Source organism: Zafaria cholistanensis (assembly GCF_008580665.1).
Lineage (GTDB): Bacteria > Actinomycetota > Actinomycetes > Actinomycetales > Micrococcaceae > Zafaria > Zafaria cholistanensis.
This window is the reverse complement of record NZ_BKDJ01000001.1, coordinates 62679-88254: the sequence shown is the minus strand read 5'-3', so window position 1 is coordinate 88254 and position 25576 is coordinate 62679. Positions and strand designations below refer to the sequence as shown.

Annotated in this window: 19 protein-coding genes and 1 tRNA gene; 2 read left to right on the top strand and 18 right to left on the bottom strand. The window is 67.4% G+C overall.

Annotated features, from left to right (window positions below; translation table 11 throughout):
- Positions 1 to 11: 11 nt before the first annotated feature.
- The 8 genes from rpsJ to rpoB all read right to left on the bottom strand — a co-directional run bounded on the left by rpsJ (position 12) and on the right by rpoB (position 14141).
- Entirely contained in the window at positions 12 to 320 is a 309-nt protein-coding gene (gene rpsJ, locus NCCP_RS00425; RefSeq protein ID WP_003803825.1) for a 30S ribosomal protein S10, read from the bottom strand.
- A 456-nt stretch (positions 321 to 776) separates the two neighbouring features.
- Complete coding sequence (locus tag NCCP_RS00420) at positions 777 to 1433, bottom strand: thermonuclease family protein (RefSeq protein WP_149955131.1); 657 nt, start codon at positions 1431 to 1433, stop codon at positions 777 to 779.
- Between the two features lie 274 nt (positions 1434 to 1707).
- Positions 1708 to 2898 carry an elongation factor Tu gene (tuf, locus tag NCCP_RS00415; protein WP_149955130.1) on the bottom strand — a complete coding sequence of 397 codons (1191 nt, stop codon included), beginning with the start codon at positions 2896 to 2898 and terminating at the stop codon, positions 1708 to 1710.
- 238 nt (positions 2899 to 3136) lie between these two features.
- On the bottom strand, positions 3137 to 5251 hold the full coding sequence (gene fusA / locus NCCP_RS00410) for an elongation factor G (RefSeq protein ID WP_149955129.1): 2115 nt from the start codon (positions 5249 to 5251) through the stop codon (positions 3137 to 3139).
- Positions 5252 to 5338: 87 nt separating this feature from the next.
- Positions 5339 to 5809 carry a 30S ribosomal protein S7 gene (rpsG, locus tag NCCP_RS00405; RefSeq protein ID WP_149955128.1) on the bottom strand — a complete coding sequence of 157 codons (471 nt, stop codon included), beginning with the start codon at positions 5807 to 5809 and terminating at the stop codon, positions 5339 to 5341.
- On the bottom strand, positions 5809 to 6183 hold the full coding sequence (gene rpsL / locus NCCP_RS00400; protein WP_071894958.1) for a 30S ribosomal protein S12: 375 nt from the start codon (positions 6181 to 6183) through the stop codon (positions 5809 to 5811). Before rpsL ends, rpsG begins: the two co-directional genes overlap by 1 nt.
- 431 nt (positions 6184 to 6614) lie before the next feature.
- Positions 6615 to 10505, bottom strand: a complete 3891-nt coding sequence (locus NCCP_RS00395; RefSeq protein WP_149955127.1) for a DNA-directed RNA polymerase subunit beta' — start codon at positions 10503 to 10505, stop codon at positions 6615 to 6617.
- A gap of 129 nt (positions 10506 to 10634) precedes the next feature.
- Positions 10635 to 14141 carry a DNA-directed RNA polymerase subunit beta gene (gene rpoB / locus NCCP_RS00390; RefSeq protein ID WP_149955126.1) on the bottom strand — a complete coding sequence of 1169 codons (3507 nt, stop codon included), beginning with the start codon at positions 14139 to 14141 and terminating at the stop codon, positions 10635 to 10637.
- Positions 14142 to 14807: 666 nt separating this feature from the next.
- On the opposite strand from rpoB, the gene NCCP_RS00385 reads away from it, so the two are divergent.
- Positions 14808 to 15995, top strand: coding sequence for an acetyl-CoA C-acetyltransferase (locus NCCP_RS00385; protein WP_149955125.1), 1188 nt, complete (start codon positions 14808 to 14810; stop codon positions 15993 to 15995).
- An 84-nt stretch (positions 15996 to 16079) separates the two neighbouring features.
- On the opposite strand, the gene NCCP_RS00380 is transcribed toward NCCP_RS00385, so the two are convergent.
- The 8 genes from NCCP_RS00380 to NCCP_RS00345 form a co-directional block, all read right to left on the bottom strand.
- Complete coding sequence (locus NCCP_RS00380) at positions 16080 to 17330, bottom strand: acyltransferase family protein (protein ID WP_149955124.1); 1251 nt, start codon at positions 17328 to 17330, stop codon at positions 16080 to 16082.
- A gap of 205 nt (positions 17331 to 17535) precedes the next feature.
- Complete coding sequence (rplL, locus tag NCCP_RS00375; protein ID WP_149955123.1) at positions 17536 to 17913, bottom strand: 50S ribosomal protein L7/L12; 378 nt, start codon at positions 17911 to 17913, stop codon at positions 17536 to 17538.
- Between the two features lie 65 nt (positions 17914 to 17978).
- Positions 17979 to 18548 (bottom strand): 50S ribosomal protein L10, encoded by a 570-nt coding sequence (rplJ, locus tag NCCP_RS00370; protein ID WP_149955122.1) that lies wholly within the window; start codon positions 18546 to 18548, stop codon positions 17979 to 17981.
- An 821-nt stretch (positions 18549 to 19369) separates the two neighbouring features.
- Complete coding sequence (gene rplA, locus NCCP_RS00365; RefSeq protein ID WP_149955121.1) at positions 19370 to 20077, bottom strand: 50S ribosomal protein L1; 708 nt, start codon at positions 20075 to 20077, stop codon at positions 19370 to 19372.
- Positions 20078 to 20219: 142 nt separating this feature from the next.
- Positions 20220 to 20651, bottom strand: coding sequence for a 50S ribosomal protein L11 (rplK, locus tag NCCP_RS00360; protein ID WP_149955120.1), 432 nt, complete (start codon positions 20649 to 20651; stop codon positions 20220 to 20222).
- A gap of 123 nt (positions 20652 to 20774) precedes the next feature.
- On the bottom strand, positions 20775 to 21575 hold the full coding sequence (gene nusG, locus NCCP_RS00355; RefSeq protein WP_149955119.1) for a transcription termination/antitermination protein NusG: 801 nt from the start codon (positions 21573 to 21575) through the stop codon (positions 20775 to 20777).
- 58 nt (positions 21576 to 21633) lie between these two features.
- Positions 21634 to 21900 (bottom strand): preprotein translocase subunit SecE, encoded by a 267-nt coding sequence (gene secE / locus NCCP_RS00350; protein ID WP_149955118.1) that lies wholly within the window; start codon positions 21898 to 21900, stop codon positions 21634 to 21636.
- Between the two features lie 116 nt (positions 21901 to 22016).
- A tRNA-Trp gene (locus NCCP_RS00345) sits at positions 22017 to 22089 on the bottom strand.
- Positions 22090 to 22311: 222 nt separating this feature from the next.
- Between NCCP_RS00345 and NCCP_RS00340 the strand changes: the two genes are divergently transcribed.
- Entirely contained in the window at positions 22312 to 23502 is a 1191-nt protein-coding gene (locus NCCP_RS00340; RefSeq protein WP_149955117.1) for a pyridoxal phosphate-dependent aminotransferase, read from the top strand.
- A gap of 79 nt (positions 23503 to 23581) precedes the next feature.
- Here NCCP_RS00340 and NCCP_RS00335 read toward each other — a convergent pair whose 3' ends face one another.
- Positions 23582 to 24229: a LuxR C-terminal-related transcriptional regulator gene (locus tag NCCP_RS00335; RefSeq protein ID WP_149955116.1), complete on the bottom strand. Its 648-nt coding sequence runs from the start codon at positions 24227 to 24229 to the stop codon at positions 23582 to 23584.
- Positions 24226 to 25521 carry an ATP-binding protein gene (locus NCCP_RS00330; RefSeq protein WP_149955115.1) on the bottom strand — a complete coding sequence of 432 codons (1296 nt, stop codon included), beginning with the start codon at positions 25519 to 25521 and terminating at the stop codon, positions 24226 to 24228. The genes NCCP_RS00335 and NCCP_RS00330 overlap by 4 nt, the downstream gene beginning before the upstream one ends.
- Between the last annotated feature and the right edge of the window lie 55 nt (positions 25522 to 25576).

Below are 25576 nucleotides of genomic sequence, written 5' to 3'. Positions count from 1 at the left end.
CAGCACCTCCCCTAGAGCTTGATTTCGATGTTGACGTCCGCCGGCAGGTCGAGACGCATGAGCGAGTCGACGGCCTTCGGGGTCGGGTCGATGATGTCGATCAGACGCTTGTGAGTACGCATTTCGAAGTGCTCACGAGAGTCCTTGTACTTGTGGGGCGAGCGGATGACGCAGTACACGTTCTTCTCCGTCGGCAGCGGCACGGGGCCAACCACGGTTGCGCCTGCGCGCGTGACCGTCTCAACGATCTTCCGGGCAGAAACGTCAATGACCTCGTGGTCATACGACTTCAGCCGGATGCGGATTTTCTGTCCCGCCATGGCGTAATGCCTCTTTCTGATAGCACTCTCTGTACAGTTGCTGTGCCCTTACGGCTCCTTGCGGAGCGGCACGCCTTCCAACGGACTGAATCCGGACGATTCCGGGTTCCTCACCCCGCCGAGGCTCCGACCCCCGCGGTCGGGCGTGTCGCGATTCTTTCGAAGCGCAACCCGCACTGTTTGCTTGGGGGAAGAGGCTGTTTTGGTCATTTCCGCGTTTCAGTCGTATCCGCCCCTGCCCCGGGCATTATCCCGGGCGGGACGCAATCCCTGTCGAAACAGTGCCCCCTGCCCCGCTATCGGTTCCCCGATCGGCAGGCACGGTGCATGGAAATGCGCGTGAACAACTTGTCCAGTGTGGCAGAATTCCGCCCCGATTGCCAATTGGGGGCCGGGCAGGGGACGGGCGGTGCCTGCCCGGGCCGGCGCCGGCCCCCCGGCCAGGGATTCATTGCCTCAGCGGCAGGCGGACCACTGTCCCCTGCCGGCGTCCCGGGCCTGCTGCTCCAGGGCCTCCAAAAGCGCGAAGTGTGTGGTGTTCCGACCCACCGCCAGGGCCTCCACCGCGCCGGCCGCGGCCAGCTCCGCCTGGATGAACCGCCCGTCGCCGTTCCACAGATACAGCAGCACCCGCCCGTACCGGTCGTACTCCTCGGCGTCGGCGGCCCCCCACACCGTGGATCCGGCCGGAGCCAGGGCACGCAGCGCCGCGGTGGCTTCGGCGCCGTGGCACTCAGCCCGCTTTCCCACCTCGGGAGCGTCCACTCCAATCAGCCGCACGCGCCCGGCCTCCAGATCCGCAAGCCATCCGGGGTCCCCCTTCCCGGCCGCCCGGGCCGGACGCAGCCGGAGCGTATCGCCGTCGTGCACCGAGCGGACGCGCAGGGGGACCGCGTCCCGGGGACGCGGGACCAAACCGGCAGCCGCGGTTGCCGTTCCCTTGTCCCCCGGCAGGTCCGCCAGCGGCCCGAGCGATCCGCTGTCCAGGGCAAGCCAGGCGGCTCCGCCGGCCAGGAGAAGGCCGGCAGCCAGCGCGGCTGTCCGCGCGGACCGGCTCCGCCGCCCGCTTTTTGGCCCCCCGCCGTTACGGTTCACCCGCCGCATCCATCCCATGCGCAGAGCCTATCCCCCACGGTCCCGCGACCCGGCCAGCACGCCCGGCGCCACGAGGGGACGCGGCAACCCGCGGAAACTCCAGCCCACAGGCCGGCCGATACCCGGGCCTGCCGGTAGGCAGGCACACCAGTAAACGGGCATGACAGTTCGCGGGCATAACAGAAGGGCCCCGCTGCCAAAGCAGCGGGGCCCTTCTGTTCGGTCGTCAGGCCCGGACCATCAGGCGTATGCCATCAGGTCCGGATCATCGGGCCATAGATCCAAGCAGAAACTACTTGATGATCTTGGTAACGCGGCCCGAGCCAACGGTGCGGCCACCCTCACGGATGGCGAAGCCGAGGCCCTCTTCCATTGCGATCGGCTGGATCAGCGCAACGGTCATCTCGGTGTTGTCACCCGGCATAACCATTTCGGTGCCTTCCGGCAGGGTGATAACGCCGGTCACGTCCGTGGTGCGGAAGTAGAACTGCGGGCGGTAGTTCGAGTAGAACGGGTTGTGGCGGCCGCCTTCGTCCTTGGAGAGGATGTAGACGTTGGCCTCGAAGTCGGTGTGCGGGGTGATGGAACCCGGCTTGACGACAACCTGGCCACGCTCCACGTCTTCGCGCTTGATACCGCGAAGCAGCAGACCACAGTTCTCGCCGGCCCAGGCCTCGTCGAGCTGCTTGTGGAACATCTCGATGCCGGTGACCGTGGTCTTCTGGACCGGGCGGATGCCGACGATCTCGACCTCGGAGTTGATCGGCAGGGTGCCACGCTCGGCGCGGCCGGTGACGACGGTGCCACGACCGGTGATCGTGAAAACGTCCTCGATCGGCATCAGGAACGGCTTGTCGCGGTCACGCACCGGGTCCGGCACGTTCTCGTCGACAGCTTCCATCAGTTCCTCGACGGACTTGACCCACTTCGGGTCGCCTTCCAGAGCCTTCAGGCCCGAAACGCGCACGACCGGAGCGTTGTCGCCGTCGAAGCCCTGGGAGGACAGCAGCTCGCGAACTTCCATCTCGACGAGGTCGAGGAGTTCCTCGTCCTCAACCATGTCGGCCTTGTTCAGCGCGACCAGCAGGTACGGCACGCCGACCTGGCGGGCGAGCAGAACGTGCTCGCGGGTCTGGGCCATCGGGCCGTCAGTGGCGGCGACCACGAGGATGGCACCGTCCATCTGGGCGGCACCAGTGATCATGTTCTTGATGTAGTCGGCGTGACCCGGGGCATCAACGTGCGCGTAGTGGCGCTTCTCCGTCTGGTACTCAATGTGGGAGATGTTGATGGTGATACCGCGCTGGCGCTCCTCCGGAGCGGAGTCGATCTGCGCGAAGTCACGCTGCTCGTTGAGATCGGGGTACTTGTCAGCAAGCACCTTGGAAATGGCAGCGGTCAACGTGGTCTTACCGTGGTCAACGTGACCGATGGTGCCGATGTTGACGTGCGGCTTAGTCCGCTCGAACTTTGCCTTCGCCACAGGTTCCTCCTAGAACGTATTCAGAAGACTTACCTCCACCCACGCTGTTCGCGGGGGAAACTCATGCAAGTCTACTGTGGGCTTCTTGATTTCTTGAAATTGCGGTGGCCCATCCGCTCCGTCAGGAGCGTGCGGTTCCCGCACCGTGGGGCCGGCCCCGGCTGCCCGAAGGCCAGCCCCACGCTGTGGCGTTTCCCCGGTTTCCCGAAGTCACGGCCGGTCTTTCGACCCCGGGCGATTACTCGCCGCGGGACTTCTGGATGATCTCGTCGGCAACGGCCTTCGGGACCTCGGCGTAGCTGTCGAAGGTCATCGAGTACACCGCGCGGCCCTGGGTCTTGGACCGCAGGTCGCCGATGTATCCAAACATCTCGGACAGCGGGACCAGGGCGCTGACCACCTTGACGCCGGCGGCGTCTTCCATGGACTGGATCTGGCCACGGCGGGAGTTCAGGTCGCCGATGACGTCGCCCATGTACTCTTCCGGGGTGCGGACCTCGACGGCCATGAGCGGCTCGAGGATGATCGGGTTGGCGCGGCGCGCGCCTTCCTTGAACACCTGGGAACCGGCGATCTTGAACGCCATTTCCGAGGAGTCGACGTCGTGGTAGGCGCCGTCGGTCAGGATCGCCTTGACGCCGACCATCGGGTAGCCGGCCAGGATGCCGAACTGCATGGCGTCCTGGATGCCCGCGTCGACCGAGGGGATGTACTCGCGCGGGATGCGGCCACCGGTGACGGCGTTCTCGAACTCGTAGAAGGTGCCGTCCGTGGTCTCCAGCGGCTCGAAGCTCACCTGGACCTTTGCGAACTGGCCGGAACCACCGGTCTGCTTCTTGTGGGTGAAGTCGACCTTCTCGACCTTCTTCTTGATGGTCTCGCGGTAGGCGACCTGCGGCTTGCCCACGTTGGCCTCGACCTTGAACTCGCGGCGCATGCGGTCCACCAGGATGTCCAGGTGGAGCTCGCCCATGCCGCCGATCTCGGTCTGGCCGGTGTCCTCGTTGAGGGAGACGGTGAAGGTCGGGTCCTCGGCGGAGAGCTTCTGGATGGCCGTGGAGAGCTTCTCCTGGTCACCCTTGGTCTTCGGCTCGATGGCCACGAAGATCACCGGGGCGGGGAAGGACATGGACTCGAGGACGATCGGGTTCTCGATGTCGCACAGGGTGTCGCCCGTGGTGGTGTCCTTCAGGCCGATGACGGCGTAGATGTGGCCGGCGACGACCTCATCGACGGGCATCTCCTTGTTGGCGTGCATCTGGAACAGCTTGCCCAGACGCTCCTTCTTGCCCTTGGTGGAGTTGAGCACCTGGGTGCCCGGGGTGGCCTTGCCGGAGTACACGCGGATGAAGTTCAGCTGGCCGAAGAACGGGTGGGCAGCGATCTTGAACGCCAGCGCGGAGAACGGCTCGTCGATGGCCGGCTTGCGGGTGAGCTCGATCTCTTCGTTCTTCGGGTCGTGACCGATCATCGGGGGAACGTCGACCGGAGACGGCAGGAAGTCGATGACGGCGTCGAGCATCGGCTGCACGCCGCGGTTCTTGAAGGCGGAACCACAGAAGACCGGGTAGATCTCCGAGTTGACGACCATCTTGCGGATGCCGGCCTTCAGCTCGTCGATGGAGATCTCTTCGCCCTCGAGGTACTTCTCCATGAGCTCCTCGGAGCCCTCGGCGACGTCCTCGACCAGCTTGGCGCGGTACTCCTCGGCCTTCTCCTGAAGGTCGGCCGGGATGTCCTGGGTCTCGTAGGCCGCACCCATGGTGACGTCGCCCTTGGCGTCGCCCGGCCACACGAAGGCCTTCATGGTGAGCAGGTCCACGACGCCGGTGAATTCGCTCTCGGAACCGATCGGCAGCTGCATGACCAGCGGCTTGGCGCCCAGACGCTTGATGATGGTGTCGACGGTGAAGTAGAAGTCGGCGCCGAGCTTGTCCATCTTGTTGACGAAGCAGATGCGCGGCACGTTGTACTTGTCGGCCTGGCGCCACACGGTCTCGGACTGCGGCTCGACGCCCTCCTTGCCGTCGAAGACGGCAACGGCGCCATCGAGCACGCGCAGGGAGCGCTCCACCTCGACGGTGAAGTCAACGTGGCCCGGGGTGTCGATGATGTTGATCTGGTTCTTGTTCCAGAAGCAGGTGACGGCCGCGGACGTGATGGTGATGCCGCGCTCCTTCTCCTGCTCCATCCAGTCGGTCGTCGAAGCGCCGTCGTGCGTCTCGCCGATCTTGTGGCTCACACCCGTGTAGAACAGGATGCGCTCCGTAGTGGTGGTCTTGCCGGCATCGATGTGCGCCATGATGCCGATGTTGCGGACCTTGCTGAGGTCGGTAAGCACGTCCTGTGCCACGGTGTCTCCCTAAAATCTGTGGTTGCCGGGACGACGGCGGAGGCGGCACCCGAGGTGCCGCAACCGCCGTCGCGCCTTAAGTGCCTATTACCAGCGGTAGTGGGCGAAGGCCTTGTTGGACTCGGCCATCTTGTGCGTGTCTTCGCGGCGCTTCACAGCGGCACCCAGACCGTTCGAGGCGTCCAGGATCTCGTTCATGAGACGCTCGATCATCGTCTTCTCGCGGCGGGCCTTGGAGTAGCCGACCAGCCAGCGCAGGGCCAGCGCGGTGGCGCGACCCGGCTTGACCTCGACCGGCACCTGGTAGGTGGCGCCGCCGACGCGGCGGGAGCGGACCTCGAGGGCCGGACGGATGTTGTCCATGGCCTTCTTCAGGGTGACGACCGGGTCGGCACCGTTCTTGGCCTGGGCACCCTCAAGCGCGCCGTAAACGATGCGCTCAGCGGTGGACTTCTTGCCGTCCAGCAGGACCTTGTTGATCAGCTGCGTGACCATCGGGGACCCGTAGACCGGATCGGAAACGAGGGGGCGCTTGGGCGCCGGACCCTTACGAGGCATTACTTCTTCTCCTTCTTGGCGCCGTAGCGGGAGCGGGCCTGCTGGCGGTTCTTCACACCCTGGGTATCAAGGGCGCCACGGACGATCTTGTAACGGACACCCGGAAGGTCCTTCACACGGCCGCCGCGGACGAGCACGATGGAGTGCTCCTGCAGGTTGTGGCCAACGCCCGGGATGTACGCGGTAACCTCGATGCCGCCGGCGAGGCGGACGCGGGCGACCTTGCGGAGCGCGGAGTTCGGCTTCTTCGGGGTCGTGGTGTACACGCGGGTGCACACGCCACGACGCATCGGGTTGCCCTTGAGGGCGGGAGCCTTGGTCTTGTTGACCTTCGGCGAGCGGCCCTTACGGACCAGCTGCTGAATAGTAGGCACTTTCGTGTCCTCCGGTTTCTTGGTTCTGCCGCGCCCCCGGCCCACGTGCTGGCGAGCGGCGCTGCGCTTTTGGTCGTTTCATCGCACCCTCCGCGGATTCGACCGTAGGCGTGCAAAAGTGTGGCATCTGTTGCGCAAGTTCCCCGCAACCCGGACCGTGTCCATTTGCCACACATAAAACAATTGCATTTAGTCTATCACGCCGCCGTCGGGCTTAATGACGCGGGTCTCCCCCGTCCCCGCCGCACGCCCGCACTGTCCGCAGGGCCCGCGCAGCCCGGGCGGCAACACTGCTCGCGCAGGAGCGCGTGGAGGCGGGCAGGACTGAAGGGTGCGCCAAACGCCGCGAGGCGGCCGGCACCCTTCGGTGCCGGCCGCCTCGCGCTGGGACGTCCCGCCGGTCGCATCCGGCGGGACGTTCGCCTTCCGGTTTAGCGGAAGTCGTTGCCCAGGTCGTAGTCGTCCATCGGGATCGCGTGGAACTCGGGCGCGGAGCCCGGCTCCATGCCGTCGTAGTCGAACCCGGTGAAGGCGCTCGGGCCGGTGAACAGGTTGGCCTTGGCCTCCTCCGTCGGCTCGACCGTGACCTGGGTGTAGCGGTCCAGGCCGGTGCCGGCCGGGATCAGCTTACCGATGATCACGTTCTCCTTCAGGCCCAGCAGCGGGTCGGACTTGCCCTCCATGGCCGCCTGCGTCAGGACGCGGGTGGTTTCCTGGAAGGACGCCGCGGAGAGCCAGGAATCCGTGGCCAGCGAGGCCTTCGTGATACCCATGAGCTCGTCGCGGCCCGACGCCGGCTGCTTGCCTTCGGAGACGGCCTTGCGGTTCTCGTTCTGGAAGCGGCTGCGCTCGGCCAGTTCGCCCGGCAGCAGTTCCGTCTCACCGGACTCGATGACCGTGATGCGGCGCAGCATCTGGCGCACGATGACCTCCACGTGCTTGTCGTGGATGCCCACACCCTGGGACTGGTACACGTTCTGGACCTCGCGGACCAGGAACTTCTGGGCCTCGCGCGGGCCCAGGACACGCAGTACCTGCTTCGGGTCGATCGCACCGGAGACCAGCTGCTGGCCGACCGCGACGTGGTCGCCGTCGACGACCAGCAGGCGCGCGCGGCGCAGCACCGGGTAGGCGACCTCTTCGGTGCCGTCGTCGGGGACGATGACGATCCGCAGCTGCTTCTCGCTGTCCTCGATGGTGACCCGGCCGGCGACCTCGGAGATCGGGGCCACACCCTTGGGGGTACGGGCCTCGAAGAGCTCCTGGATACGGGGCAGACCCTGGGTGATGTCCTCCGCGGACGCCACGCCACCGGTGTGGAAGGTACGCATGGTCAGCTGGGTGCCCGGCTCACCAATGGACTGTGCCGCGATGATGCCGACAGCCTCGCCGATGTCCACCGTCTTGCCCGAGGCCAGCGAGCGGCCGTAGCAGAGCGCGCAGGTACCGACGACCGACTCGCAGGTCAGCACGGAGCGGACCTTGATCTCCTGCACGCCGGCCTGGAACAGCTCCTCGATGAGCACGTCGCCCACGTCGGATCCGGCCGGGGCCAGCACGTTTCCGGACTCGTCGAGGACGTCGACGGCCAGGGTGCGGGTGTAGGCGGAGTTCTCCACGGTCTCGTGCTTGCGCACGGTGCCCATCTCGTCGATCGCGACGATCGGCACGGTCAGGCCGCGCTCGGTGCCGCAGTCGTGCTCGCGGACAATCACGTCCTGGGAGACATCCACCAGGCGGCGGGTCAGGTAACCCGAGTTGGCGGTCTTCAGCGCGGTGTCCGCGAGGCCCTTGCGGGCACCGTGGGTAGCGATGAAGTACTCCAGCACCGACAGGCCCTCGCGGTAGGAGGACTTGATCGGGCGCGGGATGATCTCGCCCTTCGGGTTGGACACCAGGCCACGGATACCGGCGATCTGGCGCAGTTGCAGCCAGTTACCACGAGCCTTGGAGGTCACCATGCGGTTGATGGTGTTCAGGCGCTCCATGCCGTTCTTCATGGCCTCGGCAACCTCGTCGGTGGCCTTGGTCCAGATGTCGATCAGCTCGGTGCGGCGCTCGTTGTCCGCGATGAGGCCCTTGTCGTACTGCTGCTGGACCTTCAGCGCCTGGGCCTCGTAGGGCTCCAGGATCGCGGCCTTGTCCATGTTCGACGTGATGTCGGAGATGGCCACGGTCACGCCCGAGCGGGTCGCCCAGCGGAAGCCGGCGTCCTTCAGGTTGTCCAGGGTGGCAGCGGTGACGATCTTCGGGTAGCGCTCGGCGAGGTCGTTGACGATCTCGGAGAGCTTGTCCTTGCCGGCGACGCCCTCGACCCACGGGTAGTCCTCGGGCAGGGTGTCGTTGAACAGGACCTGTCCGAGGGAGGTTTCGATCAGCGCCGGGGCGCCTTCCTCCCAGCCCTCCGGAGCGGGCTGCTCCGCGGACGGGACGAAGTTCTCAACGCGGATCTTCACGACGGCGTTCAGGTGCAGCTCGCCCGCGTCCAGGGCCATGATGGCCTCGGCCGGGGAGGAGAACACGCGGCCCTCGCCCTTCTCACCGGGACGCTTGGTGGTGAGGTGGTGCAGGCCGATGATCATGTCCTGCGACGGCAGGGCCACCGGACGGCCGTCCGAAGGCTTCAGGATGTTGTGCGAGGACAGCATCAGGATGCGGGCCTCGGCCTGGGCCTCCGGGCTCAGCGGCAGGTGCACTGCCATCTGGTCGCCGTCGAAGTCGGCGTTGAACGCGGCACACACGAGCGGGTGCAGCTGCAGGGCCTTGCCCTCGACCAGCTGCGGCTCGAACGCCTGGATGCCCAGGCGGTGCAGGGTGGGGGCGCGGTTGAGCAGCACCGGGTGCTCGGTGATGATCTCCTCGAGCACGTCCCAGACCTGCGGGCGGTAGCGCTCGACCATGCGCTTGGCGCTCTTGATGTTCTGCGCGTGGTTCAGGTCCACGAGGCGCTTCATCACGAACGGCTTGAACAGCTCCAGCGCCATCTGCTTGGGCAGGCCGCACTGGTGCAGCTTCAGCTGCGGGCCGACGACGATGACCGAACGGCCGGAGTAGTCGACGCGCTTGCCCAGCAGGTTCTGGCGGAAGCGGCCCTGCTTGCCCTTGAGCATGTCGGAGAGCGACTTCAGCGGGCGGTTGCCCGGACCGGTGACCGGACGGCCACGGCGGCCGTTGTCGAACAGCGAGTCGACGGCCTCCTGAAGCATGCGCTTCTCGTTGTTGACGATGATCTCCGGCGCGCCCAGGTCAAGCAGGCGCTTGAGGCGGTTGTTGCGGTTGATCACGCGGCGGTACAGGTCGTTCAGGTCGGAGGTCGCGAAGCGGCCACCGTCCAGCTGGACCATCGGGCGCAGCTCCGGCGGGATCACCGGAACGGCGTCCAGGACCATGCCCAACGGGGAGTTGGTGGTGGTCAGGAACGCGTTGACGACCTTCAGGCGCTTGAGCGCGCGGGTCTTGCGCTGGCCCTTGCCGTTCTTGATGATGTCGCGCAGCAGCTCGGCCTCGGCCTCCATGTCGAAGCTCTCGAGGCGCTTCTTGATGGCCTCGGCGCCCATGTGGCCCTCGAAGAACAGTCCGTACTTCTCGCGCAGCTGGCGGAACAGGCCCTCGTCGCCCTCCAGGTCGGCGACCTTGAGGTTCTTGAAGCGGTCCCAGACCTGCTCGAGGCGCTCGATGGAGGCATCGGCGCGCTTGCGCACCTGGGCCATCGACTTATCGGCGAGGTCGCGGACCTTCTTCTTGTCGGCGGCCTTGGCGCCCTCGCCCTCAAGCTTGGCCAGCTCGGACTCGAGCTCGCGGGCGATCGCGGCGATGTCGGCGTCGCGGGTGTCGACCAGGCGCTTGCGCTCGAGGTCGTGCTGGGCCTGCAGGTTCGGCAGCTCCGCGTGGCGGCGCTCGTCGTCGACCGAGGTGATCATGTACGCGGCGAAGTAGATGACCTTCTCAAGGTCCTTCGGGGCGAGGTCAAGCAGGTAGCCCAGGCGGGAGGGAACGCCCTTGAAGTACCAGATGTGGGTCACGGGGGCGGCCAGCTCGATGTGGCCCATGCGCTCGCGGCGCACCTTGGCGCGGGTCACCTCGACGCCGCAGCGCTCGCAGATGATGCCCTTGAAGCGGACCCGCTTGTACTTTCCGCAGTAGCACTCCCAGTCGCGCGAGGGGCCAAAGATCTTCTCGCAGAAGAGGCCGTCCTTCTCGGGCTTGAGGGTGCGGTAGTTGATGGTTTCCGGCTTCTTGACCTCGCCGAAGCTCCAGCCGCGGATTTCTTCCGCGGTGGCGAGGCCGATACGCATGAGGCCGAAGGAGGATTCGCTGGACATGTGGTCCCTGTCTCTCTCTTTGTTCTCTGAAGTCTTGTTCGTCGGCGGTCCTAAACCGCCGGTGGATCGGGAAAAACCGGTACGGCGGCGGGTGCCCGGCAGCAATGCCGGGCGCCCGCCTGCCGGTGGCTAGACCTCCTCGACGGAGCTGGGCTCCGCCCGGGACAGGTCAATGCCCAGTTCCTCCGCGGCCCGGAAGACCTCTTCGTCCGAGTCCCGCATTTCAATGGTCGTGCCGTCCGTGGAGAGCACTTCCACGTTCAGGCAGAGCGACTGCATTTCCTTGATGAGGACCTTGAAGGACTCGGGGACACCCGGCTCCGGGATGTTCTCGCCCTTGACGATCGCCTCGTAGACCTTCACGCGGCCGTGAATGTCGTCGGACTTGATGGTCAGCAGTTCCTGCAGCGTGTACGCGGCGCCGTAGGCCTCCAGGGCCCACACTTCCATTTCGCCGAAGCGCTGGCCGCCGAACTGTGCCTTACCGCCCAGCGGCTGCTGGGTGATCATGGAGTACGGTCCGGTGGAGCGGGCGTGGATCTTGTCATCCACCAGGTGGTGCAGCTTCAGGATGTACATGTAGCCGACCGAGATCGGGTCCGGGAACGGCTCGCCGGAGCGGCCGTCGAACAGGCGGGCCTTTCCGGAGTTGCCGATCAGGCGCTGGCCATCGCGGGTGAGCGCGGTGTGGTCGAGCAGTCCGCGGATCTCGTCCTCGTGCGCGCCGTCGAACACCGGGGTGGCGACCGTGGTCGGGCCGGACTCGCGGGGCAGGTTCGGCAGGTCCTTGACCCACTCCGGCTCGCCCTCGATCTTCCAGCCCTGCTTCGCGGCCCAGCCCAGGTGGATTTCCAGGACCTGGCCGACGTTCATGCGGCCCGGGACACCCAGCGGGTTCAGGACAACGTCCACCGGGGTGCCGTCCTCGAGGAACGGCATGTCCTCAACCGGAAGGATCTTGGAGATGACGCCCTTGTTGCCGTGGCGGCCGGCGAGCTTGTCGCCGTCCGTGATCTTGCGCTTCTGGGCCACGTAGACGCGCACCAGCTGGTTCACGCCCGGGGGCAGCTCGTCGTCGTTGTCGCGGTCGAAGATCCGCACGCCGATGACGGTGCCGGACTCGCCGTGAGGCACCTTCAGGGAGGTGTCGCGGACTTCGCGGGACTTTTCGCCGAAGATCGCGCGCAGCAGGCGCTCCTCCGGGGTCAGCTCCGTCTCGCCCTTCGGAGTGACGCGGCCGACCAGGATGTCTCCGGCCTCGACCTCGGCACCGATGTGGATGATGCCGCGCTCGTCGAGCTGGGACAGGATCTCCTCGGAGACGTTCGGGATGTCCCGGGTGATCTCCTCGGCGCCCAGCTTGGTGTCGCGGGCGTCGACCTCGTGCTCCTCGATGTGGATCGAGGTCAGGACGTCGTCCGAAACCATGCGCTGGCTCAGGATGATGGCGTCCTCGAAGTTGTGGCCTTCCCAGGACATGAACGCGACCAGCAGGTTCTTGCCCAGCGCCAGCTCGCCGTTGTCCGTGGACGGACCGTCGGCGATGATCGCGTTGTGCTCAACGCGGTCGCCCTCGGACACGCGGACGCGCTGGTTGTAGGCGTTGCCCTGGTTGGAGCGCGCGAACTTCATGATCGGGTAGGCGTGCTCGGTGCCGTCGTCGTTCATGACGGTGACCAGGTCCGCCGAGACCTCAGTGACGACGCCCGGCTGCTGCGCGGTGACGGAGTCGCCGGCGTCGACGGCCACGTACTTCTCCATGCCGGTGCCGACCAGCGGCGCCTCGGAGGCCAGCAGCGGCACGGCCTGGCGCTGCATGTTCGCGCCCATGAGCGCGCGGTTGGCGTCGTCGTGCTCGAGGAACGGGATCAGCGCGGTGGCCGCGGACACCATCTGGCGCGGGGAGACGTCCATGTAGTCGATCGCGGACGGCTCGACGAGCACCGGCTCGCCGCCGCCGCCACGCTCACGGCAGAGGACCAGGTCCTCGACGAAGCTCTGGTCGTCATTCATCGGCGCGTTCGCCTGGGCGATGACGCACTCGAGCTCCTCGTCCGCGGTGAGGTAGTCGACCTGCGTGGTGACGCGGCCGTCGACGACCTTGCGGTACGGGGTTTCGATGAAGCCGAACGCGTTGATGCGCCCGTAGGTCGCCAGCGAACCGATGAGGCCGATGTTCGGGCCTTCAGGGGTTTCGATGGGGCACATGCGGCCGTAGTGCGACGGGTGGACGTCACGGACCTCCATGCCGGCGCGGTCGCGGGACAGGCCGCCCGGGCCCAGCGCGGACAGGCGGCGCTTGTGCGTCAGGCCGGCCAGCGGGTTGTTCTGGTCCATGAACTGCGACAGCTGGGAGGTTCCGAAGAACTCCTTGATCGCGGCCACGACCGGGCGGATGTTGATCAGGGTCTGGGGCGTGATCGCCTCGACGTCCTGGGTGGTCATGCGCTCGCGCACGACGCGCTCCATGCGGGACAGGCCGGTGCGGACCTGGTTCTCGATCAGCTCGCCGACCGCACGGATGCGGCGGTTCCCGAAGTGGTCGATGTCGTCGATCTCGACACGGATGTCGACGTCGGCGCCGTCGCGCTTGCCCGGGATGGTCCGCTCGCCGGCGTGCAGCGCCACGAGGAACTTGATCATCGCGACGATGTCGTCGATGTTCAGGACCGAGGCGTCGGAGGAGTCCAGGGACTTGTCGACGCCGAGCTTGCGGTTGATCTTGTAGCGGCCGACCTTCGCGAGGTCATAGCGCTTGGCGTTGAAGTACAGGTTGTCCAGCAGGGCCTGGGCGGCTTCGACCGTCGGCGGCTCTCCCGGGCGCAGCTTGCGGTAGATGTCCAGCAGCGCCTCTTCCTGGGAGTCGGTGGTGTCCTTCTCCAGGGTGGCGCGGATGGAGTCGTAGTTTCCGAACTCCTCGAGGATGCGTCCCTCGGTCCAGCCCAGCGCCTTCAGCAGCACGGTGACGGACTGCTTGCGCTTGCGGTCGAGGCGGACGCCGACCTGGTCGCGCTTGTCGATCTCGAGCTCGAACCAGGCACCGCGCGAGGGGATGATCTTCGCGGTGAAGATGTCCTTGTCGCTGGTCTTGTCCGGGGTGCGCTCGAAGTAGGCGCCCGGGGAGCGGACGAGCTGGGACACGACGACGCGCTCGGTGCCGTTGATGATGAACGTGCCCTTGTCGGTCATCAGCGGGAAGTCGCCCATGAACACGGTCTGCTGCTTGATCTCGCCCGTGTTGTTGTTCATGAACTCGGCCTTGACGTACAGCGGCGCCGCGTAGGTTGCGTCGCGGTCCTTGCACTCGGCCATGGTGTACTTGGGGTCGGCAAACTCCGGCTCCGAGAAGCTCAGGGACATGGTGCCCTGGAAGTCCTCGATCGGGGAGATCTCCTCGAAGATCTCGGCCAGGCCGGAGACGTTCGCTACGCCCTGGATGCCTTCGGCGCGGGCCTGCTCCACACGCGCCTTCCAGCGCTGGTTGCCGACGAGCCAGTCAAAGCTCTCCGTCTGCAGCGCCAGCAGGTTGGGCACATCCAAGGGTTCGTGAATCTTAGCGAATGAGAGTCGGCCGGCGGCTTCCGCGCTACGGGCCGAGCTAGCGGTTTCATTGTTAGAGGTGCTCGAGGCGACCAAGATGGATCCTTCCACAGACCGTCAGGTTTCCGGCGCCCATCCCCCGCCCGGCAAGTGCCGGAATGCAACCATTGGAGCAAGCCCACCGCTATATGAAGGCCGAAGGTTAAGAGGGAAGACGCAAAGCTCTATCCTACACCTTGGCTCCTACCATGTCGAATACCCTTCCGGCAAGACAGGAATTTCTCCGCCTCTTCCGGGCCGGCCGGGCGGGGCCGCCTCCGCCGCGCCCGCGGCTGCCCCCAGCAGTCGCGAACCGCACCGGCACGCAGCCCCGCGCCGCCGTCCCCCGCTTGCCGGGCCCGGCGCTGCGGCGAATCCCCCTTCGCGCTGCCGGCGCCCTGCCGGTCCGCCGCCATGGCGGCCTCCGCGCCGCGTCCGGCTTCGGGACCCCCCAACGACTCCCCGATGCCCGTGCTGCTGCGGACTGGTGTAGCGGTGTGGAACCGGCCCCATCCCCCCGGCGGGGCCGTTGCCGCCACTTTAGCCACGGCGGAGGACCGTCCGGAAGTGATTCTGGCCGTAGAATTGCAAGATTCTTTGTAAAAAACTGTAAATGATGTGTGCATTTTTTGTAAAAAAGGATGCTCTCCGCTGGGGCTCACCCTGTGAGCGGGGCCACGTCTAGACTGGCAGCAGCCGTTCATCCGTCCCAGGAGTGACCCAGTGCCTTCTTCCCGTGATGCTGTGATCGTCGGCGGGGCCCGCACCCCGTTCGGCCGCCTGAACGGGGCTTTGGCCCCGCTTCCCGCCGCCACCTTGGGCGGAACCGCGATCGCCGGCGCCCTCACGCGGGCGGGGGTGCCCGCTGCGGATGTCGATGCCGTGGTGATGGGCCACGTGGTGCAGGCCGGCTGCGGGCAGAACCCCGCCCGCCAGGCTGCCATCGCGGCGGGCATTGGATGGAACGTGCCCACGGTGACGGTGAACAAGGTGTGCCTGTCCGGGCTGGCCGCGGTCACCGACGCCGCCCGCCAGATCCGCCTGGGGGAGGCGCAGGTGGTGGTCGCCGGCGGCCAGGAGTCCATGAGCCTGGCTCCGCACCTGCTTCCGGGGTCCCGTCAGGGGTGGACCTACGGGGATATTCCGGCGCGTGATTCGCTGGCCCGCGACGGACTCACCGACGCGTTCGACGGGCTCTCCATGGGTTCCTCCACGGAGGCGCGCAATGCCGCCCTGGGCATCGGCCGGCAGGCGCAGGACGAGGTGGCCGCGGCGTCCCACCAGCGCGCCGCGGCGGCCCAGCGGGCGGGGGTGTTCGATGCCGAGATCGTCCCGGTAGAGGTGCCGCACCGCCGGGGGACTTCCACCGTCACCGCGGACGAGGGCGTCCGGCCGGGCACGACTGCGGACACCCTGGCCGGGCTGCGGCCGGCCTTCGCGGCCGAGGGGACCATCACGGCCGGGAACTCCTCCCCGATTTCCGACGGAGCCGCGGCGCTGGTGCTCACCTCGCGCAGCTACGCGGAGGCCCGGGGGCTGCGCATCCTGGCCACGGTTGGCGTGGCGGGCCAGGTGGCCGGCCCCGACACGTCCCTGCACTCGCAGCCCTCCCGCGCCATCGAGGCCGCCCTGGACAGGGCCGGCTGGTCCGTCGGGGAGCTGGATTTCGTGGAGATCAACGAGGCGTTCGGCGCAGTGGCCGTGCAGTCGCTGAAGGATCTGGGCTACCCGCTGGAGCGGACCAACATCCATGGCGGCGCTATCGCGCTGGGGCATCCGATTGGCGCCTCCGGCGCGCGGCTGGCCCTGCACGCGGCGCTGGAACTGGACCGGCGCGGCAGCGGTAGGGCCGCCGTCAGCCTGTGCGGCGGCGGCGGCCAGGGCGAAGCCCTGCTCCTTTTCCGCGAATAAGGCCCCATTTCGCGAACCAATTTCGCGAACAGGCAGGGTCAGCGAACAGGCTGGGTCAGCGAACAGGCCCGGTTCCGCGGGGCGTCACTTCGGGTCCGGCCCGACCCGTTCCAACCCCCGCCCGGCACTGCGCCCAGCACTGCGCCCGAGACTGCGTACCGCGCTGCCGGCCAGGCGCCCCGCCGCCTCCACCCCGCGGCCGGCCCACCGGCCGAGCGCGGGGCCGAAACGCCGTTCCAGGTACCGGTTCACCAGATACGCGGCGGCGAAGACCACCGCCAGTGCCACCGCGAGCACCACCGGGCGCGGGAGGGCCGGGCTCAGCACCGAAATGATCCACCAGCCCCAGATCTCATGAAGCAGGTAAACGGGGTAGGTCAGCGCCCCGGCCAGGGCCATGCCCGGCAGGCTGACGGACCGAAGGGGGGTCAGGGACAGTGCGGCCACGAGGGCGAAGAGGCCGGCCACGATGCCCCAGTACGCCTGCTCGGGCACCTGGTACCCCACCAGTTCAAGGGCCTCCCGGGCTCCGGTGACGCCGGTGTGGTGCGCGGCCAGGACCACGTTGTAGAGCAGCACGGCCCAGCGCAGCGGGGTGTGCCCAAAGCGGTAGATCAGGAACAGCGCCATGCCGCCGGCGAAGAGCGGGGAATGCTCGGGGATGAGGACCTGCTCGGCCCAGTTGCCCCCGAGCGCCGCCGTGATCTGCGGCTCGAACAGGCCCAGGGTGGGCCACAGGGCGGCGAAGGCCACCAGGGGGCCCGGGGTGAGCCAGCCCAGCAGCATCAGCGCGAGGATCCAGCCGTAGAAGCGCATCTCGGCCCAAAGCGTCCAGTACACCCCGTCCACGTGCGGGACCCCGAAGCCCTGCTGGAACATGGTCAGGTTCATGGCCCAGTCGGCGAGGCTGAGGCTGACCCCCGTCTCCGGCCAGAAGAACAGCACCAGCGCCCCGGTCAGCAGCACCGCCGCCCAGTAGGCAGGATAGAGCCGGCCGATGCGTGATCCGATGAACCGGGCCGGCGTCTTGCCGTAGCTGGAGAGCAGGATGACGAAGCCGCTGATGATGAAGAACAGCTGTACGCCCATGTTGCCGAACACGCTCAGCCGCGACAGCACCGGCCAGGCCTCCCGGGCGGTCCCGCTCCCCCAGTGTCCGTGGTGCCAGGCGGTCCAGTGGAACAGGACGACGGCGACGGCGGCCACCAGGCGCAGGCCGTCCAGCAGGGCCAGGCGCGGCGGCCGGGCCGCGGCGGGAGCCGCAGCGGGGGCCACGGCCACGCTGGTGGCGGGCTGGCTGGTGGCGGGCTGGCCCGGCGCGGTGGTCGTAATCATGCGGCTCCCTCCGGGACACTCCTGCCCCCAGACCCATGGCGTTACGGGTTCGTTATCTTCAATTGCACCGCATGTCCCGGTCCCGCGGCAAATCCGGTGCTCCAGCCGGAACGTCCCGGCAGCATCCCGTCCACGCTTCGGCGGGCAACGCAAAGGCCCCGCCCACCAAGCGGTGGACGGGGCCTTTGTCGAAGAGGCGGAAAGCCTACTTGAGGGTAACCGTGGCGCCGGCAGCCTCGAGGACTTCCTTGGCCTTCTCGGCGGTCTCCTTGTTGGCGCCTTCCAGGACGGCCTTCGGAGCGCTGTCAACCAGGTCCTTGGCTTCCTTCAGACCCAGGGAGGTCAGGGCGCGAACTTCCTTGATGACGGCGATCTTCTTGTCGCCGGCAGCCTCGAGCACGACGTCGAAGTCGGTCTTCTCTTCGACAGCGGCTTCGCCGGCACCGCCAGCCGGGCCTGCAACGGCGACGGCAGCGGCGGTGACCTCGAAGGTCTCCTCGAAGGTCTTGACGAACTCGGAGAGCTCGATGATGGTCATTTCCTTGAAAGCTTCAAGCAGCTCTTCAGTGGTGAGCTTCGCCATGGTGTGGCGTCCTTTCGGTGAGGCGGCGCCGGGGCGCCGCAAGAAGGGGGTGGGGTGAAGGAGCTCTAGGCTTCTTCGGTGGCGGCTTCGGCAGCCGGAGCTTCCTCGGCCTCTGCGGCCGGGGCCTCGGCGGAAACCGGGGCAGCGCCACCGTTCTCCTCGAGCTTCAGGCGCAGCGCGTCGATGGTGCGGGCCGCGGCGGCAGCCGGGGCCTTCAGGACGCCAGCCACGCGGGCCAGCTGGAACTCGCGGGACTCGAGGGCAGCCAGTTCGGCAACCCCGGCTGCGTCAAGGGACTTGCCCTCGAAGTAGCCGGTCTTGATGATGAGTTCCTTGTTGGCCTTAGCGAAATCCGTGAGGCTCTTGGCAGCTGCAACCGCGTCACCCTTGATGAAGGCGATGGCGGTCGGGCCGGCAAGCTGGCCATCGAACGCGTCGATGCCCGCTTCCTTGGCTGCAATACCAGTCAGGGTGTTCTTCACGACCGCGTACTTGGTCTCGAGACCAAGCGAGCGGCGCAGTTCCTTGAGCTGTGCAACGGAAAGCCCACGGTATTCGGTCAGGACAGCGGCGGACGACTCCTTGAAGTCGGCGGTGATTTCAGCGACAGCGGAAACCTTGCTCGGCGTTGCCATAACCCTCCTTCCGGGGAATTGTTCGGTGCCGGTCATCCCGGTTCCCCGGCCCTGGGGCCACATGAAAAACGCCCCGCGCAGATGCACGGGGCTTTGCCCTCGACCGAACCGGAAAACGGTTCGGGAGGATAAGTTCGTTCACCTGCGCTGGCCGTCCTCATGCGAGGAACTTTCGGATTATCCACCAAGTGCAGGCACAAGGAGAATCATCGACCGACGGTCTTTGGTGACTTAACCATACCCCGGCACCGGGCCCGGGCCAAATCGGCGCCCGCACCACCGCGGGCAGGCGGGGCCGGCGCCGGTGCCGGGACCGCGGCCAAGGCCGGGCAGGGGATACGAAACGCGTGGCGGAAACAAACTCACCCTGGAGACAGAAAAAGCGCGGCGGGCCGCGCAAGCATCTCAAGCAAACATCCCCGGAAAACATCCAAGACAGGCATCCGGAGGGTGATCACGGTGGTTACCGGTGCGGATGCGGGCCCCTGATACAGACCTGATTGATACAGACCTGATACAGATACGGGCCGTTCCCCGCCACTTGGGGGACGGCGGGGAACGGCCCGATCCGGGGTACCACGGTACGGCTTGGGGGAACGCACCGTGGCTATTCCATGCCGGAGGGCTTGGGGGAACCAGACCGGCATGGTGGCGCTGCGCGCCTGCTGGCCTGCGGAAGCGCCAACAGCTAAAGCTTAGCAGGTTACGGGGCCTGATCTCCAGCCCATTCCTCCTCCGGCGTGACGGAACCGGAAAAATTTTTGCCAGAACGGCAAAGGGCCCGTCCGGCGAATGCCGGACGGGCCCTCCAGTCCCGGGGACTAGGCCTCGATGACGACCTTGGTGACGTTCGGGTCCAGCGGAATGCCGGGGCCGAAGGTCGTGGCCAGGGTGGCCTTCTGGATGTAGCGGCCCTTGGAAGCGGACGGCTTCAGGCGCAGCACCTCTTCCAGCGCGGCGGCGTAGTTCTCGGCCAGCTTGGTGGCGTCGAACGAGGTCTTGCCGATGATGAAGTGCAGGTTGGAGTGCTTGTCGACACGGAAGTCGATCTTGCCGCCCTTGATGTCGTTGACAGCCTTGGCGACATCCATGGTCACGGTGCCGACCTTGGGGTTCGGCATCAGGTTGCGCGGGCCGAGGATCTTGCCCAGGCGGCCGACCTTGCCCATCAGGTCCGGGGTGGCGACGGCGGCGTCGAAGTCGGTCCAGCCGCCGGAGATCTTCTCGATCAGGTCGTCGGAGCCCACGAAGTCGGCGCCGGCGGCGATCGCGGCCTCAGCCTTGTCACCGTTGGCGAACACCAGGACGCGGGCGGTCTTGCCCGTGCCGTTGGGCAGGTTCACCGTGCCGCGGACCATCTGGTCAGCCTTGCGCGGGTCGACGCCCAGGCGGAAGGCGACCTCGACGGTGGCGTCGATCTTGGAGGGGTTGGTCTCCTTGGCCAGTTCGATTGCCTCGAACGGGGCGTACAGCTTGTCGCCATCGATCTTGGCTACAGCTGCCTCGTATGCTTTGCTGCGCTTTGCCATCTGCGTTTTCTCCTTATGCAGTCGTGGTCTCGAGTGGGTCGCGCTGGACCCTGCCACTGCGACGGCGCGGTGCCCGCGTGCGGTGCGTCCCGCCGTCGTTCTTTGTTTTTACGGGGTGGGGTGCCTGGAAAGGCGGTGGGGACTAGCCCTCGACGGTGATGCCCATGGAGCGGGCGGTGCCGGCGATGATCTTCGCGGCGGCGGCGATGTCGTTGGCGTTCAGGTCCTCAAGCTTGGTCTGGGCGATTTCCTCGACCTGGGCCTGGGTCAGCTTGGCGACCTTGGTGGTGTGGGGGGTGGCGGAGCCCTTCTGGACGCCCGCGGCCTTCTTGATCAGCTCGGCGGCCGGCGGGGTCTTCGTGACGAAGGTGAAGGAGCGGTCCTCGTAGACCGTGATCTCCACCGGGATGACGTTGCCGCGCTGGGCTTCCGTCGCGGCGTTGTACGCCTTGCAGAACTCCATGATGTTGACGCCGTGCTGACCAAGCGCCGGACCGATCGGCGGGGCCGGGTTGGCGGCGCCTGCCTGGATCTGCAGCTTGATGAGGCCGGTGACCTTCTTCTTGGGGGCCATTTCGGGTCCTTCTACTCATACGTTTCCCCGATGCACAGGAGCGTGCCCGGGGGGTTGGCCGCCGTGGCGCGGCGGCCGGATCGTCGCCTCCCGGTAAAGCGGCCGGGCGGGACGAAGACTGGGTTACTGGATCTTGGTGACCTGGCTGAAGGACAGCGTCACCGGGGTCTCGCGCTCGAAGATGGAGACGAGGACCACCAGCTGGGAAGACTCCGGCTTGATCTCGGAGATGGTCGCCGGGAGGGTCTCGAACGGGCCGTCATTGACGATCACGGATTCGCCGACCTCGAAGTCGATGTTGACCTCGGTGACCGGAATGCGTACCGGCTTGCCGGTCTCGGCGGCGGTGGCCTCGGCGATGACGGTGTGCTCCAGCATGGAGAAGACCTCGTCCAGGCTCAGCGGCACCGGGTCGTGGGCATTGCCGACGAAGCCGGTGACGCCCGGAGTGTGGCGCACGGCGCCCCACGAGGCGTCGGTCAGCTCCATGCGGACCAGCACGTAGCCGGGGATGCGCACGCGGCGGACGATCTTGCGGGTGGTGTTCTTGATCTCCACGACCTCTTCCATGGGGACCTGGATCTCGTAGATGAAATCCTCCATGCCCAAGGTCTGGATACGGGTCTCCAGGTTCACCTTCACGCGGTTCTCGTAGCCGGCGTAGGAGTGGATGACGTACCAGTCGCCCGGCTGGCGGCGAAGCTTGGCCTTGAACTCGGCGACCGGGTCGACGGCGGGCTCGGCTTCGGCTTCGGCCTCAGCCCCGGGGGCGGCGGGCCCGGCTGCGTCCTCGACGTCGGCGGAATCCTCGGAGGCGGAGTCCTCGGAAACGACGGAATCGGCCGGCGCCTCTTCGGCGTCGACCTCGGCGGCCAGCTCAACGATCTCGTCGTTGGCGTGCGGTTCGAGTTCCTGCTCGGACACTGCGGTTCCTGCTTTCTTTGACTGGTTCACCAGAACTGTGGCGCGGACGCCCGACGGTCTACTGCTCGGTCGGGTTCGTGAAGATCAGGATCGATCCGTTGCCGAACACGTAGTCGAGGCCGCTGACGATGAGCATGACCAGGGCCACGAAGCCGAGCACCACGAGCGTGTAGTTGACCAGTTCGCTGCGGGTCGGGGTGACGACCTTGCGCAGCTCGGCAATCATCTGCCGAAAGAACAGCGCGATGCCCGCAAAGAAACCGGTCTTGGCCTGCTTCTTGTGGTGGGGTGCCCCTTGGGAGCTACCTGCGGCCGTTTCGGTCACTGTCCCTCGTTTCACGTTTAAACCGTACTGAAACAACACGGTGTGCCGCAGCCACAAGGGCTACGGCACACCGTGACGTGGATTTCGCCGAGCCGCCCCTAGGGGCTGCCACTGCGCAGGGCAGACAGGACTCGAACCTGCAACCTGCGGTTTTGGAGACCGCTGCGCTACCAATTGCGCCACTACCCTTCGGGCCAGGGCCCGTGGACATCCCACACCCAATGAGCGCGTTCCATCCGCGGCGCTTTCCAGCACCGAGGAAACACTCTACTGCACATTGGGGCCGTAAGTCGAACCGGCTGGCGCAGGGCGTGTCGAAGGGGTCTTTGGGGGCCGCGACACAAGATGACCGTGCCGCCGGGCCGTGACTAAGCTGGGAACCGCCCAGCCCCCTTTACCCCAGGAAGCGCCATGTCACGCATCTCCCGCCGTATCGGTTCCATTGCCGAATCCGCCACCCTCGCCGTCGACGCCAAGGCGAAGGCCCTCAAGGCTGCGGGCCGCCCCGTGATCGGCTTCGGAGCGGGCGAGCCGGACTTCCCCACCCCTGACTACATCGTCGAGGCCGCCGTCGCCGCCGCCCGCGACCCGCGCTTCCACCGCTACTCCCCCGCGGCGGGGCTTCCCGAACTGAAGGACGCGATCGCCGCAAAGACCCTGCGCGATTCGGGCTACGCGATCGACGCGGCCCAGGTCCTGGTGACCAACGGCGGCAAGCAGGCCGTGTACAACACCTTCGCCACCCTGCTGGATCCGGGCGACGAGGTCCTGGTTCCGTCCCCGTTCTGGACCACCTACCCGGAGGCCATCCGGCTGGCCGGCGGCGTGCCGGTCGACGTCTTTGCCGGACCGGAGCAGGGCTACAAGGTCACCGTGGACCAGCTCGACGCCGCACTGACGGACCGGACCAAGGTCCTGCTCTTCGTCTCCCCCTCCAATCCCACCGGCGCCGTCTACTCCCCGGAGCAGGTCAGGGAGATCGGCCAGTGGGCCGCCTCCAAGGGGCTTTGGGTCGTCACTGACGAGATCTACGAGCACCTCACCTACGACACCGCGCAGTTCACCTCCATCGCCACGGCGGTGCCGGAGCTGGGCGACAGGGTCGTCATCCTCAACGGCGTCGCCAAGACCTACGCCATGACCGGCTGGCGCGTGGGGTGGATGGCGGGACCGGCCGATGTCATCAAGGCCGCCACCAACCTGCAGTCGCACGCGACCTCCAACGTCGCCAACGTGTCCCAGATGGCCGCGCTCGCCGCCGTTTCGGGCCCGCTGGACGCGGTGCACGAGATGAAAAAGGCCTTCGACCGCCGCCGCCGGGCCATGGTCGAGGCGCTCAACGCCGTCGACGGCATCTACTGCCCCACCCCGGAGGGCGCCTTCTATGCCTACGCCGACGTGCGCGGGCTGCTGGGCCGGGAGATTGCCGGTGCCCGTCCGGAGACGTCCGCCGACCTGGCGGCGCTGATCCTGGACAAGGCGGAGGTCGCCGTCGTTCCGGGCGAGGCATTCGGCCCCTCCGGGTTCATCCGCCTGTCCTACGCCCTGGGGGACGACGACCTCGCCGAGGGCGTGGGCCGCATCCAGGACCTGCTCAAGTAGTCCGCCCGAAAGGGGCCCCGGCCGGGGCCCCTTTTGCGTGCCCGCAGCAGAACCGGCCACGGCCCGGCCCCACGCTGGGCTAGAGAATGCGCCGGTCCACGGCCCAGCGGGTGAGTTCATGGCGGTTGGACAGCTGCAGCTTGCGCAGCACCGAGGACACGTGGGTCTCCACGGTCTTCACCGAAATGAACAGGTCCTTGGCGACCTCGCGGTAGGTGTACCCGCGCGCGATCAGCCGCATGACCTCCAGTTCCCGCGCCGAAAGCAGGTCAAGCTCGTCGTCCGTGCTCACCGCCTGCGTGCCGAAGGCATCCAGCACGAACCCGGCCAGCCGGGGCGAAAACACCGCGTCCCCGCCGGCCACGCGCTGGACCGCATCGGAGATCTCCTGCCCGGAAACGGATTTGGTCACGTAGCCGCGCGCCCCGGCACGGATCACGGACACCACGTCCTCGGCGGCGTCGGAAACACTCAGGGCCAGGAACCTGACCTGCCCCAGCAGCCCGCCACACCGGGTGATCACCTCCGCGCCTCCCCCGCCCCGGCCCCCCGGCAGGTGGACGTCCAGGAGCACGACGGCGGGACGCAGCTCGTGCACGGCTCCCACCGCCTCCTCCACGGTGGCTGCCTCGCCGACCACCCGGACCCGCGCATCCAGGTCGGCTTTCAGTCCGGACCGGAAGATAGCGTGGTCGTCGACCACCACAACGTCGATGGGTTCGTTCACGGGGTGTCCCCTTCCATGGGCATGTGCAGCCTGATTTCGGTGCCGTCGCCGCTGCGGATGGTGGCGGTGCCCCCGTGGCGGCGCATGCGCCCGACAATGGATTCCCGCACCCCCAGCCGGTCCTCGGCAACGGTGTCCGGGTCGAATCCGGGGCCGCGGTCGCGGATGAAGACGTCCACGCCCGCAGGGCCCGCCTCGACGTACACCGAGACCGTGCCGCCGGCGTGCTTGACGGCGTTGAGCATTGCTTCCCGGGCAGCCTGCAGCAACGCGTCGTAACCGGGCAGCCCGGTCAGGGACCCGACCGCCACGACGTCGATGACGGCTCCCCGGCTGTCCTCCAGCTCCGCCGCCGCGGCCCGGATGGCCTCGCAGATTTCCCCCTCCGGGGCGGCCCCGTCCGTGTAGAGCCACTGGCGCAGTTCCCGTTCCTGGGCACGGGCCAGCCGCACCACCTGGACCTCGTCTCCGGCGCGCTTCTGGATCAGGGCCAGTGTCTGCAGTACCGAGTCGTGCAGGTGGGCGGCGATCTCCGCGCGCTCGGCGGCGCGGATCCGGGCGGAGCGTTCGGACACGAAGCCGCGCCAGGTGCGCACGGCAAAAGGCAGCGCCACCAGGGACACCCCGGCCAGCACGGCGAGCGCCACGGCCAGCCCGGCCCACAGGTCCTCCCAGGGAACGGCCCCGGAGACCAGAACCACCAGCCCGGCCACCACGAGGCCCAGCCCCGCGGCCAGCCGAACCACGCCGGCGGCGCCCGTGGCCCCCGCGCGGCGCCTGAGCCCTTCGCGGCTGACGGCGTCCAGCTGGAGCCAGGCGATCACGGCTCCGGCCAGCACGGCCAGCACGGGCCAGAGGATATGCCAGGCCACGTCCACTCCGGCCGCCTGCGCCGCGAGCAGCCCGGCCAGCAGCAGCAGTGCGGCCCCGACGAGGATCTCCTTGCTCCCCAAGGTGCCTGCCCCGAAACGCGCCGGCGGCATGCTAGCCCCTAAACGCGCCTGCGGCCCGTTTGCCTCTATACGCGCCTGCGGCCCGAGCCGCAGTCCGGCCCGGCCCGCCGCCTCGCGGTCGGCCTCGCGGGCGGCGTCCTCGACGCTGGGAACCAGCAGCCACAGCCACAGGTACAGCAGGACTCCAGCCCCGCCCAGCAGCGCCGAAACCACCATCGCCCCGCGCACCACCTTCACGGGCAGGCCCAGGTGCACGGCCAGGCCCGCGCAGACCCCGGCCAGCACGCGCGGGGTCCCGCGCAGCAGGGGCGGCCGGGGACCGGCGGCGGGTTCGGTCATGGTTCCATCCAAGCACGTCCGGGCAGGCAGGGGCCCTATTTCCGGGTTGCCGGGT

What these genes read in the sequence shown, in the direction of transcription:
- rpsJ (WP_003803825.1), bottom strand. Translation starts at nt 320, where the DNA reads ATGGCGGGACAGAAAATCCGCATCCGGCTGAAGTCGTATGACCACGAG.
- NCCP_RS00420 (WP_149955131.1), bottom strand. Translation starts at nt 1,433, where the DNA reads ATGGGATGGATGCGGCGGGTGAACCGTAACGGCGGGGGGCCAAAAAGC.
- rpsG (WP_149955128.1), bottom strand. Translation starts at nt 5,809, where the DNA reads ATGCCTCGTAAGGGTCCGGCGCCCAAGCGCCCCCTCGTTTCCGATCCG.
- NCCP_RS00395 (WP_149955127.1), bottom strand. Translation starts at nt 10,505, where the DNA reads ATGTCCAGCGAATCCTCCTTCGGCCTCATGCGTATCGGCCTCGCCACC.
- NCCP_RS00380 (WP_149955124.1), bottom strand. Translation starts at nt 17,330, where the DNA reads ATGATTACGACCACCGCGCCGGGCCAGCCCGCCACCAGCCAGCCCGCC.
- rplL (WP_149955123.1), bottom strand. Translation starts at nt 17,913, where the DNA reads ATGGCGAAGCTCACCACTGAAGAGCTGCTTGAAGCTTTCAAGGAAATG.
- rplJ (WP_149955122.1), bottom strand. Translation starts at nt 18,548, where the DNA reads ATGGCAACGCCGAGCAAGGTTTCCGCTGTCGCTGAAATCACCGCCGAC.
- rplA (WP_149955121.1), bottom strand. Translation starts at nt 20,077, where the DNA reads ATGGCAAAGCGCAGCAAAGCATACGAGGCAGCTGTAGCCAAGATCGAT.
- rplK (WP_149955120.1), bottom strand. Translation starts at nt 20,651, where the DNA reads ATGGCCCCCAAGAAGAAGGTCACCGGCCTCATCAAGCTGCAGATCCAG.
- NCCP_RS00340 (WP_149955117.1), top strand. Translation starts at nt 22,312, where the DNA reads ATGTCACGCATCTCCCGCCGTATCGGTTCCATTGCCGAATCCGCCACC.
- NCCP_RS00330 (WP_149955115.1), bottom strand. Translation starts at nt 25,521, where the DNA reads ATGACCGAACCCGCCGCCGGTCCCCGGCCGCCCCTGCTGCGCGGGACC.